This window comes from Clostridium moniliforme (assembly GCF_017873235.1).
Classification (GTDB): domain Bacteria; phylum Bacillota; class Clostridia; order Clostridiales; family Clostridiaceae; genus Clostridium; species Clostridium moniliforme.
This window is the reverse complement of record NZ_JAGGJZ010000005.1, coordinates 32,039-55,633: the sequence shown is the minus strand read 5'-3', so window position 1 is coordinate 55,633 and position 23,595 is coordinate 32,039. Positions and strand designations below refer to the sequence as shown.

Annotated in this window: 21 protein-coding genes; 4 read left to right on the top strand and 17 right to left on the bottom strand. The window is 28.0% G+C overall.

The window, feature by feature from the left end; translation table 11 throughout:
* Positions 1 to 11: 11 nt before the first annotated feature.
* The 4 genes from J2Z53_RS08755 to J2Z53_RS08740 form a co-directional block, all read right to left on the bottom strand.
* On the bottom strand, positions 12 to 929 hold the full coding sequence (locus J2Z53_RS08755; protein WP_209797115.1) for a DUF2935 domain-containing protein: 918 nt from the start codon (positions 927 to 929) through the stop codon (positions 12 to 14).
* Positions 930 to 1,165: 236 nt separating this feature from the next.
* The gene (locus tag J2Z53_RS08750) at positions 1,166 to 3,157 is read right to left on the bottom strand and encodes a molybdopterin-dependent oxidoreductase (protein WP_209797114.1); all 1,992 of its coding nucleotides are present in this window, start codon (positions 3,155 to 3,157) and stop codon (positions 1,166 to 1,168) included.
* A gap of 73 nt (positions 3,158 to 3,230) precedes the next feature.
* The gene (locus tag J2Z53_RS08745; RefSeq protein WP_209797226.1) at positions 3,231 to 4,934 is read right to left on the bottom strand and encodes an ABC-ATPase domain-containing protein; all 1,704 of its coding nucleotides are present in this window, start codon (positions 4,932 to 4,934) and stop codon (positions 3,231 to 3,233) included.
* 1 nt (position 4,935) lies between these two features.
* Complete coding sequence (locus tag J2Z53_RS08740; RefSeq protein ID WP_209797113.1) at positions 4,936 to 5,523, bottom strand: DUF1836 domain-containing protein; 588 nt, start codon at positions 5,521 to 5,523, stop codon at positions 4,936 to 4,938.
* 217 nt (positions 5,524 to 5,740) lie between these two features.
* Between J2Z53_RS08740 and trhA the strand changes: the two genes are divergently transcribed.
* Positions 5,741 to 6,388: a PAQR family membrane homeostasis protein TrhA gene (trhA, locus tag J2Z53_RS08735; RefSeq protein WP_209797112.1), complete on the top strand. Its 648-nt coding sequence runs from the start codon at positions 5,741 to 5,743 to the stop codon at positions 6,386 to 6,388.
* A 117-nt stretch (positions 6,389 to 6,505) separates the two neighbouring features.
* Here trhA and J2Z53_RS08730 read toward each other — a convergent pair whose 3' ends face one another.
* The 3 genes from J2Z53_RS08730 to ybaK form a co-directional block, all read right to left on the bottom strand.
* Positions 6,506 to 7,942 carry an NAD(P)/FAD-dependent oxidoreductase gene (locus tag J2Z53_RS08730; protein ID WP_209797111.1) on the bottom strand — a complete coding sequence of 479 codons (1,437 nt, stop codon included), beginning with the start codon at positions 7,940 to 7,942 and terminating at the stop codon, positions 6,506 to 6,508.
* A 141-nt stretch (positions 7,943 to 8,083) separates the two neighbouring features.
* Positions 8,084 to 9,163 (bottom strand): AI-2E family transporter, encoded by a 1,080-nt coding sequence (locus tag J2Z53_RS08725; RefSeq protein ID WP_209797110.1) that lies wholly within the window; start codon positions 9,161 to 9,163, stop codon positions 8,084 to 8,086.
* A 61-nt stretch (positions 9,164 to 9,224) separates the two neighbouring features.
* Positions 9,225 to 9,695 carry a Cys-tRNA(Pro) deacylase gene (ybaK, locus tag J2Z53_RS08720; protein WP_209797109.1) on the bottom strand — a complete coding sequence of 157 codons (471 nt, stop codon included), beginning with the start codon at positions 9,693 to 9,695 and terminating at the stop codon, positions 9,225 to 9,227.
* A gap of 205 nt (positions 9,696 to 9,900) precedes the next feature.
* On the opposite strand from ybaK, the gene J2Z53_RS08715 reads away from it, so the two are divergent.
* The gene (locus tag J2Z53_RS08715) at positions 9,901 to 10,440 is read left to right on the top strand and encodes a hypothetical protein (protein ID WP_209797108.1); all 540 of its coding nucleotides are present in this window, start codon (positions 9,901 to 9,903) and stop codon (positions 10,438 to 10,440) included.
* A gap of 180 nt (positions 10,441 to 10,620) precedes the next feature.
* Here J2Z53_RS08715 and J2Z53_RS08710 read toward each other — a convergent pair whose 3' ends face one another.
* Together J2Z53_RS08710 and J2Z53_RS08705 are read right to left on the bottom strand one after the other, a co-directional pair.
* Positions 10,621 to 11,226, bottom strand: a complete 606-nt coding sequence (locus J2Z53_RS08710; protein WP_209797107.1) for an ECF transporter S component — start codon at positions 11,224 to 11,226, stop codon at positions 10,621 to 10,623.
* Between the two features lie 267 nt (positions 11,227 to 11,493).
* The gene (locus tag J2Z53_RS08705; RefSeq protein ID WP_209797106.1) at positions 11,494 to 12,804 is read right to left on the bottom strand and encodes a sodium-dependent transporter; all 1,311 of its coding nucleotides are present in this window, start codon (positions 12,802 to 12,804) and stop codon (positions 11,494 to 11,496) included.
* A gap of 551 nt (positions 12,805 to 13,355) precedes the next feature.
* On the opposite strand from J2Z53_RS08705, the gene J2Z53_RS08700 reads away from it, so the two are divergent.
* On the top strand, positions 13,356 to 14,945 hold the full coding sequence (locus J2Z53_RS08700; protein WP_209797105.1) for an ABC-F family ATP-binding cassette domain-containing protein: 1,590 nt from the start codon (positions 13,356 to 13,358) through the stop codon (positions 14,943 to 14,945).
* A 56-nt stretch (positions 14,946 to 15,001) separates the two neighbouring features.
* On the opposite strand, the gene J2Z53_RS08695 is transcribed toward J2Z53_RS08700, so the two are convergent.
* The gene (locus tag J2Z53_RS08695; protein WP_209797104.1) at positions 15,002 to 15,793 is read right to left on the bottom strand and encodes a Cof-type HAD-IIB family hydrolase; all 792 of its coding nucleotides are present in this window, start codon (positions 15,791 to 15,793) and stop codon (positions 15,002 to 15,004) included.
* Between the two features lie 188 nt (positions 15,794 to 15,981).
* Here J2Z53_RS08695 and J2Z53_RS08690 point away from each other — a divergent pair, with 188 nt between their 5' ends.
* On the top strand, positions 15,982 to 16,869 hold the full coding sequence (locus J2Z53_RS08690) for a phosphatidylserine decarboxylase (RefSeq protein WP_209797103.1): 888 nt from the start codon (positions 15,982 to 15,984) through the stop codon (positions 16,867 to 16,869).
* Positions 16,870 to 16,899: 30 nt separating this feature from the next.
* Here J2Z53_RS08690 and J2Z53_RS08685 read toward each other — a convergent pair whose 3' ends face one another.
* The 7 genes from J2Z53_RS08685 to rsxC form a co-directional block, all read right to left on the bottom strand.
* A complete protein-coding gene (locus J2Z53_RS08685) occupies positions 16,900 to 18,405 on the bottom strand; it encodes a 4Fe-4S dicluster domain-containing protein (protein WP_209797102.1) in 1,506 nt (501 codons plus the stop codon).
* Between the two features lie 162 nt (positions 18,406 to 18,567).
* Complete coding sequence (gene rnfB / locus J2Z53_RS08680) at positions 18,568 to 19,380, bottom strand: RnfABCDGE type electron transport complex subunit B (RefSeq protein ID WP_209797101.1); 813 nt, start codon at positions 19,378 to 19,380, stop codon at positions 18,568 to 18,570.
* A 17-nt stretch (positions 19,381 to 19,397) separates the two neighbouring features.
* Positions 19,398 to 19,976 (bottom strand): electron transport complex protein RnfA, encoded by a 579-nt coding sequence (locus J2Z53_RS08675; RefSeq protein WP_209797100.1) that lies wholly within the window; start codon positions 19,974 to 19,976, stop codon positions 19,398 to 19,400.
* 27 nt (positions 19,977 to 20,003) lie between these two features.
* Positions 20,004 to 20,663: an electron transport complex subunit RsxE gene (gene rsxE, locus J2Z53_RS08670; RefSeq protein ID WP_209797099.1), complete on the bottom strand. Its 660-nt coding sequence runs from the start codon at positions 20,661 to 20,663 to the stop codon at positions 20,004 to 20,006.
* A complete protein-coding gene (locus J2Z53_RS08665) occupies positions 20,663 to 21,247 on the bottom strand; it encodes an RnfABCDGE type electron transport complex subunit G (RefSeq protein ID WP_209797098.1) in 585 nt (194 codons plus the stop codon). The genes rsxE and J2Z53_RS08665 overlap by 1 nt, the downstream gene beginning before the upstream one ends.
* A 1-nt stretch (position 21,248) precedes the next feature.
* Entirely contained in the window at positions 21,249 to 22,223 is a 975-nt protein-coding gene (locus J2Z53_RS08660) for an RnfABCDGE type electron transport complex subunit D (RefSeq protein WP_209797097.1), read from the bottom strand.
* 24 nt (positions 22,224 to 22,247) lie between these two features.
* Positions 22,248 to 23,573: an electron transport complex subunit RsxC gene (gene rsxC / locus J2Z53_RS08655; RefSeq protein WP_209797096.1), complete on the bottom strand. Its 1,326-nt coding sequence runs from the start codon at positions 23,571 to 23,573 to the stop codon at positions 22,248 to 22,250.
* Positions 23,574 to 23,595 lie beyond the last annotated feature (22 nt).

Here is a 23,595-nt window from a genome sequence, read left to right as displayed (position 1 = left end):
TTTTTAATATTTTAATCTTCACATTCGTATTTTTTTAGAAGTCTAATGTAATGATTAGCTTCTCTTAATACATGATCAGCTAAAAGAGGTAACATAACAGATCTTATTTTACAACTATCTATACCTTCTACTCCAGACTTTTTAAAGTTTTTAAGTTTCATTGTCTCATCTAAAGATTCCCTTGTAATATTATCTATTGAAATGTATGGCACACTATTTCCCTTTTGCAAAAGTTTAGCATATTCTTTAGAAAATTTATCAGAAATTTTTATTAAATCATTTTCTGAAGGATCAAGCATTCCTCTTATAAATAATGAATGCTCCATCATAGTATGATTCCAAAATATTTCTGATTCCCGAATATTTCTCTCCTCAATATTTCTTTCATTTTCTAAATCTATTATGCAAGATTTATATAACTTTGCCTCATCTATTATGTGTTCAAGGAATAACGGATAATTAGATGTAAAAAGTTCACAAGATAAAACCCCATTTAAAACCCTAATCTTTAAATCTATCAAACCTTCAACTAATCTTTTAGCTCTTTTATTAAGCTGTTTTATAGTATTTACTAACTTTGACTTAATACAATCTTCATTCCCATAATCTAATTTCATTTCCATTTTAGTTATATTTTCATTTATTTTTATCCCTGTAAAATATTGTGTTTTTCGTTCTGTGCTTAAAGTATATTCAGTAAAAAGTTCTCCAGACCTTACTAACCCTTTTCTAATCCTTCCATCACTTAATTTTACTGTATCTAATAAAAGTTTCTCAAAATGTAATTTATAATCATCTGCTTCTCTTGAAAGTTTAGAATTCTTTGGTGTAAATCCTGCTTTCATAAATATTAAGTGCTCTTTCATAATTCTTGCAAAAAACAAATGAAGTTCAAGTGATAATACAACATACTTTTGATGACTTAACATTATTTCCCCCGAAAAAATTTTTATTATATTCTATTCTTAAAAGATAATTTAAGTTCTTATTATTTTTATTCCATCTCCAATAGTAAAAGATTTTTTTCTTTGTTTCTCACCTTAATTTCATTATTATAAAATGATTAACTCTTCATTAATATTCCTTTTAAAGCATTGTTTTTCATGGTTATTATATATCTTATATAATGTTAACTATACTATTAAATAATTATGAAAAGTGTCACCTAATTTGAAATAATATCTACAAAAGTTTCATTGTAAACTACTTGTCCACCAATATCTGAAATATCTGATATTGTAATAAAATTAGGATTTCCATGCTTTTTCCACCAGCCAACATACATCATTACAATATTATCTCCAATAGAATTATCTATATTTAGCTCTACTTTAATTGTTCCATTTTTAGATTTTAATTTAACTATATCTAAATTACTTAGTCCTAACCCCTTTGCCATAGATTCATTTATATAAGCCTTTGAAAGTCCTTCTTTATCCATCATATGCTGACTAAACAAAGTATCTCTACTGTGATTTGTTAATAGCCTAAATTTATTTTCTTTTAAATCAATAAAATCTTCTTCATATATTGATATTTCAAACTTTCCTGAAGGTGTTAAAAATTTTTTATCTTCCCAAGGAACTGGCTTATGGATGGTTAAGTATTCTTCCTTTATTTTATTTAGTGAGATATTTCCAAAGTAGTCTTTAAGAGGTTCTATAATCTTTTCTAAATACTCCCTCTTTGAAACTATAGGATAATTTTCTATATTCATTATTTTTGCTAGTTCTCTAAAGAAGTAATATTCATCCATATATTTATTTTTAGGCTCTACTGCTTTTTCATTATAAATAATATAAGGATTAGTCATTGAACTAAATAATAAATCTTCACTTTCTAATGTGCTTGTAGTTGGTATAAATAAATCACACTTATTTGCTGTGTCTGTCATAAACATATCAAAGCATACTTTAAATTCAATTTTTGAAAAGTATTCTTCAAGTTTATTTAAGTTTGGAAGTTGATTTAATAAATTACTTTTACATATAACAGCCATTTTTATAGGAATATCTAAACTTTTTCCTTTAGTATTATTTCTAGTATAAATTTCATCATTATAATAAGTAATTCCATTAATTGAGTCATTAATAAAATTGCTTATATCACTAACATAAAATAATCTATTGTCTCCATAAATTTCACTATTATACGGATCACAATTTAAAACACTTGGATAAACCTTATTTGCATAATTTACTCCACCACCACTAAATCCAATCTGCCCTGTTATGGCACCTAAAGTATCTATTGCTCTAATAGTATTTCCACCATTTTTATATTTTTGCATTCCATAACCTAATAAAATAGTTGAGTATTTTTCTGTATATAAATTAACTAATGTTTTTAATTCTTCTTTAGATATACCAGCCTTTTTAATAAGGGTATCTAAATTTAGTGATTTTACATATCTTTTATAATCCTCAAAGCCTACTACATAATTATTTATATAGTCATAATCACATAAATTATTTTCTATAATTAGTTTACCCATAGCTAAAGCTAATGCACTATCTCCATCTGGATTTATTCTTATATATAAATCAGAGAATTTAGCTGTTTGAGTATAAATTGGATCTATAACTATTATTTTGCTCCCATTCTCCTTAGCCTTTTTTATCATTTGCATAGTATGAATACTTGTAAATACAGGATTTTTTCCCCACACAAAAATATTTTTACTATTTAACATATCCTCTAGTGAATGACTTCTTACATCACCAAAATCATACTTTTGAGCTTTTATTCCAGCACTCCAACAAGGTCCACCCTTTTGTTTGCTTACTCCTCCAAAGAAATTAAAGAATATATCTCCAATACTTTTTAAAACTGAACCATTTCCGTATTGCTCATAATAAAGTATTGATTTAGAAGAATATTTCTCCTTATAAAAATTAAGTTTCTCTGCCATTATATTAATTGCTTCGTCAAAAGAAATTTCTATCCACTTACCCTTTACCTTAATCATAGGATTATAAATTCTATTCTTATGATTTAATCTATCAATATGTGCTAACCCTTTTTTACATATAAACCCTTTAGTAAAGGGATGATTTTTATCTCCCTCTATTTTAATTACCTTATTATCTTCAACAAAAACATTAAACTTACAACAGTCAAAGCAATCTAAAGTACATCCTTGACTTAACTTTTTCATAAGTTTCCCTCCCTTTTATAATATATAAAGCCCTATAATCTGCACATTTATGATTATAAGGCTTTATTTATTTTTACTTTACTCTAAGTTTTCTATATCTATTAAAAGAAGCCATTATCTCTTGCTTTCTTGGCATAGCTAAATTACCTGCTCCACCTTTAGTTCCACTAATAGATAATAATCCTTTATCCTTTATTTCATCAACTACCTTATCTGCAACTTCACATAATGTAAGACTATTATTAATTATATTGTCTTCTGCCCATTTCATTATACTTCCTATTGAAGTTACTTGCTCTCTATCAACTATTTGTTCTATTCCTCTTAAATTTATGTCTTCCTTATTTATGCTAAGTCCATCAATACCAAGAGTTTTAATCTTTACTCCCTTTGGTCCTTTTTGAATTGAACCCTTTAATAATTTTCTATCAAAATTTATATTAATTTTTATATCTCTATTTTTTATTCTATTAAGAATTAAACCCTTTGATAATTCCTTTGCTTTTTCTGTTACATCTTTTGGCTCATAGGCATCCATTTGAATAACAGTATCTGCAATATCAAAATAATCTCCTGAACTTCCTACAACTATAATTGTTGATATATCTTTTTCTTCATATATACCTTTAACTAATTCTATAAACGGAGTTATTGGCTCATCTTCCTTTGAAACTAAGCTTTGCATAACATCATCTCTAATCATAAAATTCGTTGCTGATGTATCCTCATCTATAAGTAAAAGGTTAGATTTAGATTCAATTGCCTCAACTATATTTGCTGCCTGTGATGTGCTTCCACTTGCATTTTCACTTGTAAATTTTACTGTATCTTTCCCATTTGGAAGATTATTTATAAATAATGATATATCATCTTTAATTATACTTCTTCCATCTTCAGCTCTAACTTTCATTGCACTTTCATCAGTTATAACATATTCTCTTCCATCACCTTCAATATGATTATAAACACCAAGTTCTAAAGCATTTAAAAGAGTTGACTTTCCATGGTATCCTCCACCAACTATTAAAGTTATTCCCTTTTTAATTCCCATTCCTTTAATTAATCCCTTATTTGGTAAATTAATTGAAACTTCTAATTCCTTTGGTGATATAAACTTTTTCCCATCTTTTAATGGTTTTGTTGACACTCCACTTTCTCTTGGAAGAATTGAACCATTTGCTACAAAAGCAACTAATCCTAACCTTTTAAGTTCCTTTCTTATAAATTCTTCATTACAAACTAATTTAACCCTATTTATAAGTTTATCTTTATTTAAATTTTCATATTTTAAACTATTATCTATTATTTTAGGTAAAAAATCATAAAGTATCTTTTGAAGTTCCCTTCCTAACACACTTCTTCCCCTTGCTGGAAATCCAACTTCAAATCTTGCCTCTACTTTTTCTTTATTTATAACTATTCCTGTTCTATCTAATATTTCCTGTGGACATCTACTTATACTAATCAAGCCACTTTTTCCAGAACCCATAACTCTTTCGCAAAATTTATTTATATTTTGATAAAAAACTCTAGCAATAAAATCTTGAACTGCAATCCTTTTATAACTTTCATTAAATAAATCATAAGGTATCTTATTTACATTTCCCTTCATACTAACTCTTATTCTAGAAGGTGATGCAAAGGGATCGCCTTGAACATGGTCTATATGAAGAATATATTCTCCAAAATCATAATCTCCTTCTAAAGTTTTATATGATTTATATCCACGTCCGTCTATACTATCAATTTGTTTTTTTAAATCATTAGAATTTTTCATTTTATTTATCTTTACCCTCTCTTTCAAAAAATTCATCAATAAGCTTTTCACCCATTTTTCTATACATATTGCTCATATTTATCATTGAACATAACAATAAAAACTTTTCTTCAAATTCTTTATTCTTAACATCTTTAACTTTGTCTTTAACTGATAATTCTCTATTTAAAACATCCTTTTTAAAGCTTTCTGTATCATCTTTACTTTGCTCTAAATAAACTTTGTATATTTCCCTTAAATTAATTTCTTCTCCATTTTCATATTGATTAATAATAGGATTTAAGCAAGTTTTTATATCACCTAAAGATAAACCACCCTTTAAATTATATATTAAGCTCATTAATATTAAATGTTCTTTAGAATATTTTTTACTCTTTATTGGAATAAGAAGTTTTCCTTTAGCATAATTATTTATCATTGTCTTAGTTAAAATTTTATCTTCTGTATTTCTTTTACAATCATTATATTTATTTTCAAAGAGTTGAATAACTTGATCCATATATAAATCTATTTCAGGTATCTCTTCTAAACTAATATTTTTTTCTAAAGCTAATTCTTCAATTAATTTTATTATTTCTTCTCTTTCCATCATTCCACTTCCTAATCTAGTTTTAAAAACTACTTATAGTTATATTCATATTTAATAATAATAGTATTGACAAGATAATTCAACATTTTCAAAGTATTTTTGGGATTATTATTAAAATTTAAGCTAATAATAACTTTGACCTTTTTTAATTTAAAAGAATATAATAATATTACAGTAAGTAGTTTTTAAAACTACGTGGAATTTTTTGGAGGTTACTATGGATAAATATTTTAGAGAACCAATAAATGGGTTAACTCACTTAATTGGTGCAATACTTTCAGTTATAGGTTTAATTGCCTTAGTATCAAAATCAATAATAACTCATAGAGGAATAGTTGCTACTATTTCAGTTGCTATTTTTGGAGTAAGTATGATTTTACTTTATTCAGCTTCCGCAAGTTATCATTCAGTTATTTCTACAGATAAGATTATATATAGATTAAAAAAATTAGACCATTCAATGATTTTTGTCCTTATTGCAGGTTCTTATGCACCATTTTGTTTAATAGCACTTAACGATAAAGTTGGATGGATATTATTTAGTGCAGTTTTAATTTCAGGTATATTAGGAATTATATTTAAAATGTTTTGGGTAGGGTGTCCTAAGTGGATTTCAAGTGTAATGTATATTGCAATAGGTTGGTTTGCAATATTTGCAATATATCCTTTATCTAAATTACTTAAAACACCAGCTCTTATATTATTAATTTTAGGTGGAGTTATGTACACAATAGGTGGTGTAATATATGCCTTTAGAAATGATAGATTTAAAATAGGTGCCTTTGGAACTCATGAGATTTTTCATGTATTTATAATGCTTGGAACCCTTTGTCACTTTATTGCTGTTTTCTTTTATTTAATTTAAGATATATTTTAGACTAGTTTTAATTTTAAATATATTTTTAAATATATATCCAAGATTAAAAATCTATCAAAAATAAAAAGCTTATAGTGCTTATCACTGCACTATAAGCTTTTTTTGTTAAAGTTTCATAATATCCATTCTACTTACTCTAGATGCAATATCTGATGATTTAGGTCCTCTTCCTTTAACATCTTCTTCCTTTATATCTAAAGTTTCAGCTATTAATTTTCTTACTCTTGGTCCACAAAATGCACCTTGGCACATTCCCATTCCAGCTCTTGTACGCCTTTTTATAGCATCTATTGAACTAATTTTTATTTCTCTAGTTAGTGCATCTACAATTTCAGCTTCTGTTACTGTTTCGCATCTACATATTATATGTTTTTCTGGATCTAAAGCATTAATATCACCTTTAAAATCCTTTCCCTTCTTAATTACAATCGGTTTTCTATAAGGTTCAAAATTTTCATTTTTATCTAACTCAAGCCCTGAATCCTTTAATATATCTATAACCATTTTTGCTATTGCAGGTGAAGATGTAAGTCCTGGAGAATCTCCAGTTACATTTAAAAATCCCTTTACTTTTGTTTCTTCAACTATAAAATCTTTAGTTGAACTAGTTGGTCTAACCCCAGCAAATGAAGTAATTGCTTTTTTCATATCAAAATCACTTACTGAATGTCTAGCAGCTTCTGCAATTTTTCTAAGGGATTCTTCAGTAGTTGATACATCATCTTTACTTGCTACTTGCTCTGCATCTGGCCCTATTAAAAGATTTCCATGGTATGTTGTAGTTACAAGTATTCCTTTACCCTTTTTAGTTGGCACTTGGAATATTACCTTATCAACTAAATATGCTTGGTCTTTATTAAATATTATATACTCACCTTTTCTAGGTATAATATGAAAATAATCTTCTCCAACCATATTTGAAATTTTATCACTATAAACTCCAGCTGCATTTATTACATATCTAGCTTCTATAGTATCTTTATTTGTTTTAACTTTAAATACGTCTCCAACCTTTTCTATTCCTATAACTTCTTCATTTAATCTTAGTTCCATTCCATTTTTTATAGCATTTTCTATAAGTGCAATTGTAAATTCATAAGGTGAACATACACCAGCATTTTCACAATACAATGCCCACTTTACATCCTTATTTAAGTGAGGTTCCATCTTTAATATTTCTTCACCATTTATTATTTTTAATCCTTCTACATTATTTTCTATACCATACTCATAAAGTTTTTCTAAACTTTCCTTTTCTTCATCAGAAAAGGCTAAAACTAAAGAACCAGTTTTTCTATAACCAAAGTTTAATTCCTTTTCCAACTGTTCAAACATTCTATTTCCTTTAACACAAAGCTTAGCCTTTAATGTTCCTGGTTTATCAGCATAACCACCATGAACTATCCCACTATTTGCTTTAGAACATCCACAACTAACATCATCTTCCTTCTCTAGCATACAAACTTTAAGCTTGTACTTTGAAAGCTCTCTAGCAATATTACCACCTATTACTCCACCACCAATTATTACAACATCATACATACTAACCCTCCTATTTTAAGCTATATCGCCTTGTAATTTATTCCATTATATCACCAAAATTAAACATTTACACAATAAAAAAACTATCTAACATTAAATTCACACTTTAATATTAGATAGTTTAATGTATTAAAAATTTAATTACACTTTAAACCTTTTTTCTATGAATTTTTCATAAGAAATATATCCTCTTTTTTTAAAGTTTCTAAGTATTACTTTTAATAATGAATATATTGGAATTATACAAAAGGCAGCAATTGGTCCACCTATAGCTGATGACCCTACAACTAAAAATATATCAGTTATAGGATGTATTTTCATAGCTCTTCCCATTATAAAAGGTACTACAACCCTTCCCTTTAATGTTTGAGCTATTACAAAAAGTAATGTTAGCTTTAAAACCATATTAAATCCCATTGATATAGCAATAATATAAGGAATAATCATAGATATAAAAAATCCTACAAAAGGTATAAATGCTAATATAAATGTTGAAGTTGATAAAAATAATGCACCTGGAATATTTATAATTTTATAACCTATAAAAACCATAGTTGCAAGTGATAGTGCAACTGTTCCTTGACCAATTATATAGGTTGATAATACATTGTCTCCTTCAAATAAAATATCACTAATAACACTCTTATACTTTTGTGGACAAAGTTTCATTATGAATGGTTTAAACTTAAATCCATCTTTTAATAAGAAAAATGTAATTAATATAATTAATATGAAATTAGAAAACACCATCATTCCTTTATTAAATATTCCCTTTGTATTATAAAATATCATATTTATAGAATTTAAAATTCTATTTGAAAAACCCTCTATAAAAAATTTAAATTCTTCCTTAGCCATACTTTTATAAGCAAAATCTTTTATATTATTTTCTTTTATAATTGACATTATAATCTCTTTTAATTGAACTATCTGCTTTATAAAATAATCACCAAAATATTTTATAACACCTGATAGTATAAATATAAATATAACCAACGTTAAAGTAGACGCCATTCCTGATTTTAGACCTTTTGCCATAAACACTTCATTTAATGGCTTTAATATGTAAAACAAAAACACACCAAATACAATTGGAGTAAAAATTACAAATAAAAAAACATCTAAAAATTCACTTACTACTTTAAGTTTTCCTAACATATATAAGAAAATAACTATTAAATTAGCTATTATTAAATAAGAAATAACCTTTTTACTTTTCATAAACCAAAAATCTCCTTCTATATTTAAGGTTAGTTTATCCAAGTTATTTCTTCTAATACCTTTATTTTATAATATCTTCAAATTCTACTCTTATAGCTTTTTCTATGTCTTTAGGATTCATCTCAATTTGAAGTCCAATTTTACCACCACTAAAAACTATTTTTTCTAAATTTAATGCATCCTTTTGAATGAAAGTTTTATATTGTTTCTTCATTCCTATAGGAGAACAACCTCCTCTTATGTAGCCAGTTAACTTATTTATATCTTTAACATGAATCATTTCTATTTTTTTCTCACCTGAAACCTTAGCACCTTTTTTTAAATCAAGTTCCTCTAAAACAGGTAAAACAAATACATAAAGATTTTTTGAATTTCCCATTGTAACTAATGTTTTATATACAGTTTTAGGATCTTGACCTGTTTTTTCTGCAACAGCTGCACCATCTATATGTCCATCTGAAGCATCATATGTTAATGAATTATATTCTATTTTATTTTTATCTAGTATTCTCATAGCATTAGTTTTTTGCATAATATGTACTCTCCTTTTTAAATTATTTATTTATATTATATCATCTTAATTATATATTTAATTGTAATGACATTGTTACCAAAATTTTACTGATATATTTTAATATATAATTACTCTAGTATTGATTTTAGATAAAACTTTAAAAATATATTAATCAATTATTTATATCTTATTATATATTGAGAAATTTATAGGAGGCTTAATTATGAAAAAGATTATGCTATTTTTTTCAGGGATTTTAATACTTTCTTTAATTGGCTGTAATAGTCCTATTGTATCAAAAACACCAAACACTGAAAATTTTATAACTACTGAAAATATAATAAGTAAAAAAGAACTTAATACATTAATATCAAGTTGCCTTAAAAATGATATTGGTTTATCTATAGATAATAATTCTAAAGTGTTTGAAAGTCATGAACTAATAGGTACTGAATTTAAGGATAATACTGTTATATGTTATATAAAAGCTTTTGCAAATTCATATAAAATAGAAAATGATAAAGCTTATGAAAGTTCTGGCGGAGAATTTACAGGAATTATATACGTAAAAAAAATTAATAATCATTTTAAAGTCACAAAACATAATTTTCCTATTGAATCTAAAGAAGCTACTAATTTATTTCCAAAAAAAATGTTACCTAAACTAAACTCAATAGAACTTTCTAATCTAATTTCCAAAACAGAAACTAATGCAAATAATTATTTTAAAGAACATAATATAAAATTAATTAATAAAAATTAATACTTTTTCCTATATTAATGAAATTGCAAGACAACCATTAATATAAAAAGAGGTTTTTTATTATGTACCAAAACTATAAGTTCTTTTGACCCCATATATAACTCATGTTATTCTAAATATAAAAATTGTCGCACTAATTATTTAGTGCGACAACAATCTCAAATTTAAATTAATCCCAGTTTATTTTCTAATTTTCCTAACTGCAAGTATGACTGGCAAGGATATTAATATTGCAAAACTTCCTGAAACAAACCCATTTAATATATAACCTAAAATAATTTTTTTAGCAACACTTATAGATATGCCAAGCACCTTTGCATATTCCTTTAAATATATTATATAAATAAGTCCCATTACTCCAATTGTATTAGTAAATGAACCTAATAGTATAGAAATGCTTAAATTAAATTTATCACTTCTTGTTCTTACTAGTTTATAAACATAATAAGGGACTATCCCAATTAATACTCTTGGAATTACTGCAACAATAGGATTTAAAAATATAAATGATAGAGGAGTTGGATTTGTAGCAGATTGAAACATACTAAAAAATCCAAATAGTAATCCATTCAATCCACCTATTATAGGACCTTCAATTAATGAAGCTATAATTACAGGAATATGCATTATTGTTAGTTTTAGTGGTGGTATTGGTATAAAACCAAGCCCTGTTGCTCCTAACACGATTGTAATTGCAAATAGCATTCCAACTACTGCAATTTGTCTTGTGCTGAATTTTGTTTTTGCAGCACCTTTCTTTTCTTCAACACTACTTTTTGTTGACATTAATATTACCTCCGATCTTGCTCCAAATTAATGGATGTAAGTCTTTTTATTTTTATATAAAATATTAATTAAGAATACCGACTTATATAAGTTCAGTTTCAACAAAATATTTTACAATAGAATTTTACCACATTTTTAATTAGATTTTAAATTAGTAAGAAACAAAATAAATATTGAACTTTATTAATTCAATTTTTACTAATATATCTTTAATCATATACAATTAAAAAAAAGGCTAGAATATATTCTAGCCTTAATAATTTAACTTTATCCTATTCCTCCATAAACAACTCCTAAGATTATTACACCTACTGTTGTTATAGGAAATACATACTTACCCATTAATATAAATCCATTACCAAGTTTTCTATTAGCTCCTATGTTAATCTCCTCAAGAACCTTACCTGAATCATATATAAAGTAAAACACTATAGCTACTAATAAAGCTGCAACTGGTGATACTATTATAGTCATCAAGTTAGTAAAGTTAGAGAAACTATCCATACTTAAATTTAATGGAATTGATAATACAAATCCAGTTAAAGCAACTAAAATTGATGCAGCCTTTCTTGATAAATTAGTTCTTCCCATAAGTGCTTCAACAGGTCCTTCAAGCATATTTATTGATGAGCTTATAGCTGCAAAAAGTATACTTAAAAAGAATATTACACTTAATATATGCCCACCTGGCATTGATTTAAATATTGTTGGCATTGTTATAAATAATAATGGTGGTCCAGCTTGTGGGTCTAATCCAAAAGAAAATACTGCTGGCATTATTACAAATGATACCAAAAGTGCTGCTAATGTATCTAATATAGCTGTGCTAAATGCTGACTTTGGAATATCAAAATCTTTATCAATGTAGCTTCCGTAAACAACCATACCACATCCATTAAGTGATACTGTAAAGAATGCCTGTCCAAGTGCCATAACCCAAGTTTCTGGTTTTAAAAGGTATGAAAAATCTGGTGTTAATAGGTATTTTACACCTTCCATTGCATTTGGAAGAGTTAATGACCTAATTGCAAGTAATATAAATATTATAAAAAGTCCTGGCATAATTATTTTATTGATATTTTCAATTCCTTTTGTAACTCCAAGGTAAACAATTATAAGAGTTATTGCAATTGCTATAAAATTAAAAAATATTGAGTTGCCACTTCCAGCAAAAGAATCAAAGTAAGTTGCTATATTAACCTTTGATATTTCTCCTGTTATACTCATACCAAAGTATTTAATTATCCAACCAACTACAACATTATAAAACATAAATACCCCCATAAGTCCTATAGCTGGTATTATAGCAAGTATCTTACCGAATTTAGCTCCTTTTTCTCTAAGTATTACACTAATTCCTGTGGCTGATCCCCCTTTAAATCTTCTTCCAAATGAAAATTCTGTCATAAGTCCAATTGTTCCAAGTCCAAAAACAAATATGAAATATGGTATTAAAAATGCTGCACCTCCATATTGTCCTAACCTATATGGAAACATCCATATGTTTCCAAGACCTATTGCTGCCCCTATACATGACAGGACAAAGCCTACCTTACTACTAAAAATTTCCCTTTTCATTTAATTTTCCTCCTTCTGTACTACTATCCTACTTTTAATTTATAATTTTAATTTTAAAATTATCATTTAATATATAATAAAAGGTCACATAGCGTTACTACTATGCGACCTTTGTCTTCCGTAAAATTAAAAACACCACATAGTATTTCGCATCCTATGTGGCTAATTTATTAAAACTAAGCAAGTCATTAAACCCTAACCATCATAGATACAAACTAAAGTTTTAACCAAAGTTTGTATCTATAATTTTTATAAATACAAACTTTATCTATAATAGTTAAAGTAATATGCTATATTAACTTTTTTAATTGAATCTAAGTTAATGCAATTTTTCATGACCGTTCTCCCAACCTACTTTTTTATATAAAATAAGTTTACCATCATTATACAAAACTTGTCAACAAAATTTAATCCTCAAAAATCCCCATTTAAATTGTTAATTTTACTTAACTCAAAGTATAATATTAATGTTTATTTTATTATAGTATTTATTTTAAATTGTATGTTATAATAGGCAAATAAATATATTTATGAAATGAGGTAGAATAAGATTGATAACTGTATCAAATGTTAGTTTAAGATATGGTGGCCGTAAACTTTTTGAAGATGTTAATTTAAAGTTTACTGCTGGAAATTGTTATGGTGTAATTGGAGCTAATGGTGCTGGAAAAAGTACCTTCTTAAAAATTCTTTCTGGAGAAGTTGAACCAAATACAGGTGATGTATCAATTGCTCCTAATACAAGAATGTCTGTTTTAAAACAAGACCATTACAAATATGATGAGTTTGAAGTTTTAGAAACAGTAATAATGGGTAATGAAAGATTATACCAAATAATGAAAGAAAAAGATGCTTTATATGCAAAGCCTGATTTTACTGATGAAGATGGAATAAAAGCATCAGAACTTGAAGGTGAATTTGCAGAGCTTAATGGTTGGGAAGCTGAAGCTGAAGCTTCATCATTACTTCAAGGACTTGGCATAGGAACTGATATGCACTATAAAAAAGTTTCAGAATTAACTGGTGGAGAAAAGGTTAAAGTTCTTTTAGCTCAAGCCTTATTTGGCAATCCTGGAATACTTATTCTAGATGAGCCTACAAACCACTTAGACATAAAATCAATTAACTGGCTTGAAGAATTCTTAATAAACTTTGATGGAACTGTTATTGTCGTATCCCATGATAGACATTTCTTAAATAAAGTTTGTACTAATATAGCTGATGTTGACTTTGGTAAAATTAAAATATTTACTGGTAACTATGATTTTTGGTACCAATCAAGTCAATTAGCTCTTCAAATGGCTAAAGAACAAAACAAGAAAAAAGAAGACAAAATTAAAGAACTTCAAGACTTTATTGCTAGATTTAGTGCTAATGCATCAAAATCTAAGCAAGCAACTTCAAGAAAGAAGTTATTAGATAAAATTACTTTAGATGATATTCAACCTTCTACTAGAAGATATCCTTTTGTTGGATTTAAACCTGAAAGAGAAGTTGGTAATGATATATTAATAGTTGAAGGCTTATCAAAAACTATTGATGGAGTTAAAGTTTTAGACAATGTAAGCTTTAGAGTTAACAAAGATGATAAGATTGCTTTAGTTGGAGCTAACGAAATAGCAATTACAACACTATTTAAAATAATAAATGGTGAAATGGAGCCAGATAGCGGTTCATATAAATGGGGTATAACTATTTCAACTGCATACTTCCCTAAAGATAACTCAGAATTCTTTAATGATTGTCATCTTTCATTAGTTGATTGGCTTAGACAATTCTCAGAAGAAAAATCTGAAAGCTACATAAGAGGTTTCCTTGGAAGAATGTTATTCTCAGGAGAAGAAGCCTTAAAAGAAGCTTCAGTACTTTCAGGAGGAGAAAAGGTTAGATGTATGTTATCTAGAATGATGCTTTCAAATGCAAATGTATTAATGCTAGATCAACCTACAAACCATTTAGATCTTGAATCAATAACTGCTGTAAATAATGGACTTAAAGATTATAAGAGTGTTATATTATTTGCATCTCATGACCACGAATTCATTCAAACTATTGCAAATAGAGTCTTTGACATTAAAGATGATGGTACTTTAATCGATAGAACTATGAGCTATGATGAATACTTAGATACAATGAAATAGAAAAAAGCAGCCTTTTTTAATATGACATTCATTTAAAAGGCTGCTTTTAATATATCTTAAATACTTTCTATAATTTCATCTACAATTTCATAAACAAAGTCTATATGATTTTTTGCATGTTCTTTTACACCAGTTTCTGCCCTATTAAATGTATAACTATTTTTTGTTATATCAAACATTGATATGTCATTAAACGAATCACCAACTGTATATATATCATCAAAATCCTTATTTTCTATCTTTAGTATCTCTTTTAATCCATTTCCTTTTGAAGCACCCTTTGCAACTATATCTACAAAAAATTGATTTCTAAAAATTCCAAGTTCATCTCCAAACATTTCTAGAAGTTTTTCTTTTATATTTTCTGCTATTTCAACTGAACTATCAGTAGAAAATATACTCATAATAGAAGCTCCACTCTTTAAATTCAATATTTCTTCTTTTGGATAAAACTCAACATTTAATTCTTCAAAAAACTGAAGTTTTTCCATATTAGCATTTTTGTTTTCTATAAGTGTCATACCATTTCCATTATCAAAATGAATCATTATATTTTCTTTATCAGAAAATTCATTTATAATCTCTTTAGCATCTTCATAACTTACTATATTGTTTTTTATAACATTAAACTCATTATCTACTATTAAAGCTCCATTACATAAAACTAAGTAATCAAACTGTAAGTTATATTTTTCTAAAACCTCCTTAACACCTAAGAGATTTCTTCCTGTTGATATAATAAATTTATGTCCTTCTTTTCTTAATCTTTTTATTGAATCGATGTCTCTTTTATCTATTTCATTATTAACCAATAAAGTTCCATCAAAATCACTTGCTAAAATTCTCATATTCCCTCCTAAAAAATATATTTCATACTTACTATAGCATGAGATATATTTTTATTATAGATATTATTTATTTTTATTACATTACATTCAAATTTCTATCCCTTGCATTAAACAGATCTTTCAACTATACTTTTATTATGTTTAAAGAGATTTTGATTGATTTCTAAAAAAATGTAAAGGAGTAACTTATGATACTTGTATATAATAGAGCTACAAAATCATATGATGAAGAAAAAGTTGCTGGTAAAAAATATTTAGATTGGTGTTATGAATCACCTGCTGGAAAAAGAATAACAGAACTTATAATAAAAAAGAAACTCTGTTCTAAAATCTACGGAATGTACTGTGATTCTAAATTAAGCACTAAAAAAATCCCTAAATTTATTCACGATTTTAACATTAATATGAATATATACTCTAAAGATGTATCTGATTTTAAAAACTTTAATGATTTCTTCGCAAGAAAATTACGAACAGATGCAAGATCCATACCAAGTGATAATAATATATTAATGTCTCCTGTAGATGGAAGACTTTTAGCTTACGAAAATATAGATATGAATAAAATTGTTCAAGTTAAAGGAATTACATATAGTTTAAGCGAACTTTTAGGAGATTCAAAAATGGCTAATGAATATAATTATGGCACTTGTCTTATTTTTAGACTTTGTCCTACTGATTATCATAGATTTCACTTTATAGATTCTGGTATACCAGGTGCAAATCACTTTATAAAAGGAAATTATTACTCAGTAAATCCTGTAGCTATTGATAGAATTCCAAAGCTATTTTGTCAAAACAAACGTGAATGGTCTGTTTTTAAATCTGATAACTTTGATGATGTATTATATGTTGAAGTTGGTGCTACCTGCGTTGGTAGCATAATTCAATCCTATACAGCTGGTAAAAAGGTTAGACGTGGAGAAGAAAAAGGCTACTTTAAATTTGGTGGTTCAACAGTTGTATTATTTCTAAAAAAAGGAACTATAAAAATTGATAATGATATAATAAAACAAACAAATTTAGGCTACGAAACAAAAGTATATATGGGTGAACATATAGGTATAAAAAAATAGATGTTGATTAATCAACATCTATTTTTATATCTATTCTTCCTCAGGAACTCTTTCTAAGTTTACACCTTCAAATTCCTTAAGTCTTTCATTTCCTAGTATTGTTTCTTTACCTTCAACCTTATTTATCTTATTGAAAGTACCTTTAGCTTTCATTGATGGTACAATAGTTCCAGCTCCATTTATACAACCGCCTTCACACATCATTCCTTCAATAAAGTTTCCAGCAAGTCTTCCTATTTTAGCCATAGTCATTGTCTTTTTGATTTCAACTCCACCAGAAACTTTTACTGGTTTGAAATCAACATCAATGTTTTCTTCTTTAATAAGATCTTGAATTGCTGCTGTTAGTCCACCTTGTGCACCAAATCCTCTTCCAAATATTGATGCATCTTCTACCTTTTCATCTTCACATTCCCATGGGTTAACTTCAAAAGCTTCAAACATTGCAGTTAATTCTTCAAATGTTAATACATAATCTATTGCATCTTTAACTTCTTCTCTAACTGACTCACTTTTTTTAGCTGTACATGGTCCTATAAATACAACCTTTGCATCTGGATCCATTTTCTTTATTAATCTTCCTGTTGCAACCATTGGTGATACTGTATTTGAAATTTTATTAGCTTCACTTCCATAGAATTTTTCTATGTATCTTAAGAATGCTGGACAACATGAATTTGTCATATACTTGTCACCCTTGTCCATTCTTTCCTTAAATTCTCCGCATTCATGAACGGTTACCATATCTGCTCCACATGCAGCTTCAACCATATCTACAAAGCCAAGTTTCTTTATTGCATTCTTTATTTGTCCATATGTAATATTATTTCCAAATTGTCCAGTTATTGCCGGAGCAACTACTGCATACATTTTTCTTTTTCTAGCAAGTCTCTTTGAAACTGGAACTATAAGACTCTTATCTGATATAGCACCAAAAGGACATGCTGACATACATGCTCCACAGTTTACACAATCATCTTCCTTTATTACTGCTCTTCTATCTTCATCGTCTATAGTTATAGCTCCTGTTGGACATGCTTTTTTACATGGTCTCATAACTTCTGATATAGCGTCATAAGGACATGCCTTTTTACACATTCCACACTCTTTACATATTTCTTGGTTTATGTAAGCTCTTCCCCCAACATATGTAATAGCACCAAAATTACAAGCTTCTTGACATTTATGTGCTAAACAATTTCTACAAGAGTCTGTTACTGTATACTTGTTAATAGGACATCTGTCACAAGCAGCTTCTATAACATAGATTATTTGCTCGTCAGGTCTTATGTCTATTAATTCTGCATCTTCTACATCTCCATTTGAAAGGAATCCTGCAGCTAATTTAGCTCTTTCTTGAACTATAGCTCTTTCTTTATACACACAACATCTGTAAATAGCTTTACTTCCCTTTATTACTTTATATGGGATTTTTTCAATATTTTCTTTTGTTAATTTATCCTCTTTAGCAAGTATGGCAACTTCTGTTAGGACTTCATGTTTTAATTTATTTAATTGGGTCTCGAATTGAAACATACTGCCTCCTAATTATTTTATTTTTTCCTTTATTATGTTAACACTCCATATAGGCTATGTCAAATAACTAACATAACCAAAACTTATAGTTTTTTGCATAAAAAAATAAAAAAATTTATAGGTTTTCATAAATTAAAAAAAGTGCCTAAATTGGCACTTTTCCTAATTTTCTTTCAATTCAAAATACTTTATTATTTTCACTGGACATTTCTCTACACAAGTCATACATAGAGTACACTTATCCTTGTCTATTACAGGTAAATTATCCTTTAATTGTATTGCTTCACTTGGACAATTTCTTTGGCATATTCCACATCCAATACATCCTGTATCACATACAAGTTTAACCTCTTTTAGCTTATCCTTTGATGAACATTGAACTCTTATCTTTTCTGATATAGGTTTAAGTTCAATTATGTTTTTAGGACATTCTTTAACACAAGCTCCACAACCTGTACATTTTTCTGGATCTACAACAGCCACCCCATTAATTACATTAATTGCATCAAATTGACATGCCTCAACACATGATCCAAAACCTAAACATCCATATGAGCAAGCCTTATTTCCTCCTCCTGGAATTATAGCAGCTTCCTTACAACCTTTTATTCCATAGTAATTTGCAGATTTTTTAGCTACATTACAGCTTCCTGCACATTTTACAAACGCCTTTTTAGGTTCCTTCTTTTCTGCTGTAACACCCATTATTTTAGCTATATTGTTTGCAGCATCTTCTCCTCCAACAGCACATGCATTTACTGGAGCATTATCATCTACTATTGCTTGTGCTAATGCTTCACATCCTGCATATCCGCAGCCACCACAATTTGCTCCAGGCAAACAATCTTTTATTAAAGGAATTCTCTCATCTACTTCAACTTTAAACTTTTTAGAAGCATATCCTAGACCTAAACCCAATAATACGCCTAACCCTCCTAAACTTAAGACAGGGTATAATATTTCACTAAAATCCATATCTTATTACATCTCCCTTAACGAATTAGACCTTGAAATCCTAAAAAAGCAATTGACATTAAGCAAGCTGTTAATAAAGTAATTGGTAACCCTTGCATGCATTTAGGAACATTTTCATTGTCTTCCATTCTCTCTCTTAATCCAGCTAATAAAACTATAGCTAACATATATCCAAGACCTGTACTTAAAGCAGCTACTACTGATTCAATTAGTGAATAATTTTCATTCATATTGATTATAACTGCACCTAATATTGCACAGTTTGTTGTTATTAATGGTAAAAATATTCCTAGAGCTTTATATAAAGCTGGACTATATTTTTTAATTATCATTTCAACTAACTGTACTAAAGCAGCTATAACTAATATAAATGCTAATGTGTACATATATGTTATATTAAAAGGTACTAATACAAATTTATAAACTACAAAAGATGCAATTGAGGCAATTACCATAACAAATGTAACAGCAGCCCCCATTCCTGTTGCAGTTTTTATTTTTTTAGATACACCTAAAAATGAGCATATACCTAAAAACTTTGCTAAAACAACATTATTTACAAGTAAGCAACTTATAAATATAATAAATAAGTTCATCTATTTAACACCCCTTTTTTCTTATATTTATTTTCTAAAGTTCTTACAGCTTTCACAATGTCCGCTACATCCTTTAAATTCTGTAATTCTCTTATTTTCTTTATTCTTCTTTTCATTTCTATAATTTAGTAAAGCCATTAATATAGCAAGTGTTAAAAATGCACCTGGTGCTAAAACCATAATTGTTGCTGGATGTGAAAATACTTTAAATCCAAATATTTTTCCAGCTCCAAATAATTCTCTTATTATACCAATTACAGTAAGAGATAAAGTAAATCCTAAGCCTTGTCCTAAACCATCAAATATAGAAAGTACTGGTCCATTTTTTGATGCAAAAGCTTCAGCTCTTCCTAAAATTACACAGTTAACAACAATAAGAGGAATAAATAGTCCCAAAGCCTTATATAAAGCTGGTACATAACCTTCCATTAAGAACTGTATCATTGTTACGAAACCTGCTATTACAACAATAAATGATGGAATACGAATTTCATCTGGTATAAATTTTCTAAGTAAAGAAATAACAAAGTTAGATCCTATTAATACAACTGTAGATGCAAGTCCCATTCCTAATCCATTAACTGCACTTGTTGTAACAGCAAGGGTTGGACACATTGCAAGTACTTGCACAAATGTTACATTTTCTGTAAATATACCATTCTTTAAACGTTCTCTTGGAGTATACATTACTTATTACCTCCCTTTAAGTTATTATTATAAAAATCTATTGCTTCATTTACTCCTTTAGTTACAGCCTTTGAAGTTATTGTAGCTCCTGTTATAGCTTTTATTTCATCTTTTTTAACATCACTTGTTTTTACAACCTTTAAGTTTTTTGTAGGCTTTCCACTATATTGCTTATAGAACTCAGGTTGTTCACAGTTTGCTCCAAGACCAGCTGTTTCTGATTGTGATAATATTTTTATTCCTGATACTTCACCATTATTTTTTATCCCAACCATAATATTTATTTTTCCACCATAGCCTTTAGATGCAACCTTTATATCATATCCAACTACTTTACCACTTTTTATTCCTTCATTAACTTCTAATACCCCATTAGATAATTTCATATCCTTTTTAACAAATTTATCTGCATCACTTAGTAGCTCTTTCATTGCCTTATCATTTGCCTTCTTTTCCTCAATTCTAATAGGCTCTTTTGTTATATTATATACTGCTCCTATAATAAATCCTGCAACTGCTGTAATTATAAGAAGTATTATTCCTAATTGCAAAACACTTTTATTTTTTTTCTCCTTATTCGCCATATTATTTCGCCTCCCCAAATGGTTTTGGAACCATATATTTATCTATTAAAGGAACGAATAAATTCATTATTAATATTGAATAAGAAACACCTTCTGGATATCCCCCAATTATACGAATTATTGTAGCTATAACTCCACATCCTATAGCAAATACAATTTGTCCTTTTCTAGTCATAGGAGAAGTAGTGTAATCTGTTGCCATAAATATAGCACCTAACATTAATCCACCAACAAATATTTCATAAATACCATTTCCTGTCATAAATCCATCTCTACCAATAACTGTTGTTAAAATAGCAACTGTTCCAACATAAAAAACTGGTATTTCCCATAATATAACTTTTCTATAAAGTAAATAAATAAATCCTATTATAAGTGCTAGAGCTGAAGTTTCGCCAATACAACCTCCAACATTTCCAATGAATGCATTAAATAAACTTGGTAAATCTCCATTTCCATTCTTTAAAAGTGCAAGAGGAGTTGCTGTTGTAACTCCGTCAAGAGTCCATGTTGTCATTTGGACTGGCCAACATGCTAATAAAACTGCTCTACCTGCTAATGCTGGATTTACTATATTATGTCCAATACCACCAAAAAATTGTTTTACAACCAAAACTGAGAAAACGTTTCCCAAAACTACCATCCAAAGTGGCATTGTTGGTGGTATATTAAATGCCAATAACAACCCAGTTACTACTGCACTTAAATCACCTATTGTTATCTTTTTATGTGTTAATTTTTCATATAAGTATTCAGTTAATACTGCTGAAACTATTGATGTTATTATAACAAGTAAAGCTTTTGTTTTAAAAAAGTATACACCTGCTACAGTTGCTGGTATTAGTGATATTATAACATCTCTCATTATTGTTCTAACTGAATTATTTGCCCTTATATGTGGTGATGAAGACAGTGTTAAGTTTAGAACTTCTTCAGTATTATGTTTATTAATATCATTTGATGTTACTTCACTCATATTTTAAAAGCCTCCTTAAATAAATTATCTTTTCTTTCTCTTATTTGCTATAATTCTTCTTTTAGCTGTTCTAACAGCTTGAAGTATATTCTTTTTAGAAGGACAAGCAAATGTACAACATCCACATTCTATACAATCTAATCCATGATATTCTTCAAAACTTTCAAGATCATTTCTTCTAGCAAAGCTTTGAAGTTTTGTTGGTAATAAATTCATAGGACATACATTTATGCATTTACCACACCTTATACAACTTGATTCCTCTGGAGAAACTGCCATATCCTTTGTAAGTGCTAGTATTCCTGATGTTCCCTTTGTTACTGGAATATCTAATGTGCTTAATGTCATTCCCATCATAGGACCTCCAGATATAACCTTAACTGGTGGTTCTTTAAATCCTCCACAAGCTATTTCAATTAATTCTTTTACAGAAGTTCCTATTTTAACTTTTAAATTTTTAGGTTCCTTTATAGCTTCTCCTGTTACAGTAACAATTCTTTCAATTGTAGGTTCTCCAAAAACAATTGTTCTATATATTTGATATACTGTACCAACATTTTGAACTATACATCCAACATCTGCTGGTAACTTTCCTGAAGGTACTTCTCTCTTTTTAATTGCATATATTAATTGTTTTTCAGCACCTTGAGGATACTTAGTTTTAAGCTTTTTAATTTCTATATTTTTTTCATCTGAAACAAGGTCTGACATTAATTTTATAGCATCCATTTTATTATTTTCTATTCCAATATATCCTTTAGCCTCTGGAAATAATTTTAATATTATTTTTAATCCTTCAACTATTTCCTTACCATTTTCAAGCATAAGCCTATGGTCACAAGTTAAATAAGGTTCACATTCTGAGGCATTAACTATAATTGAGTCTATTTTGCAATCCTTAGGTGGTGATAGCTTTACATGTGTTGGGAATGTTGCACCTCCCATACCAACTATTCCACCTTCTTTTACTAAGTTGATTATCTCTTCATTTGAAAGATTATCATAGTCTTTATGTACTTCTTTTTCCTCTTTCTCATACAAATTATCATTTGTAATAATAATTGACATAACTTTTGTTCCCATAGCAGTAATTCTTGGCTCTATATTTTTTACTGTTCCTGAAACACTACTAAATATTGGAGATGATACAAAACCTGTAGCTTCTCCTATTTTTTGTCCAACAAGCACCCTATCTCCTTTTTTAACTATAGGATTGCATGGTGCACCAATATGCTGTGATAGAGGAAAAACCATGTCATTTTTAGGGATATAATCTTCTATTTTCTTTTTTTCAGTTAAATATTTACCTTCTGGTGGATTAATCCCTTTTTTAAAGGTTAACAATTCCATGTCATTACTTCCTTTCTTAAAT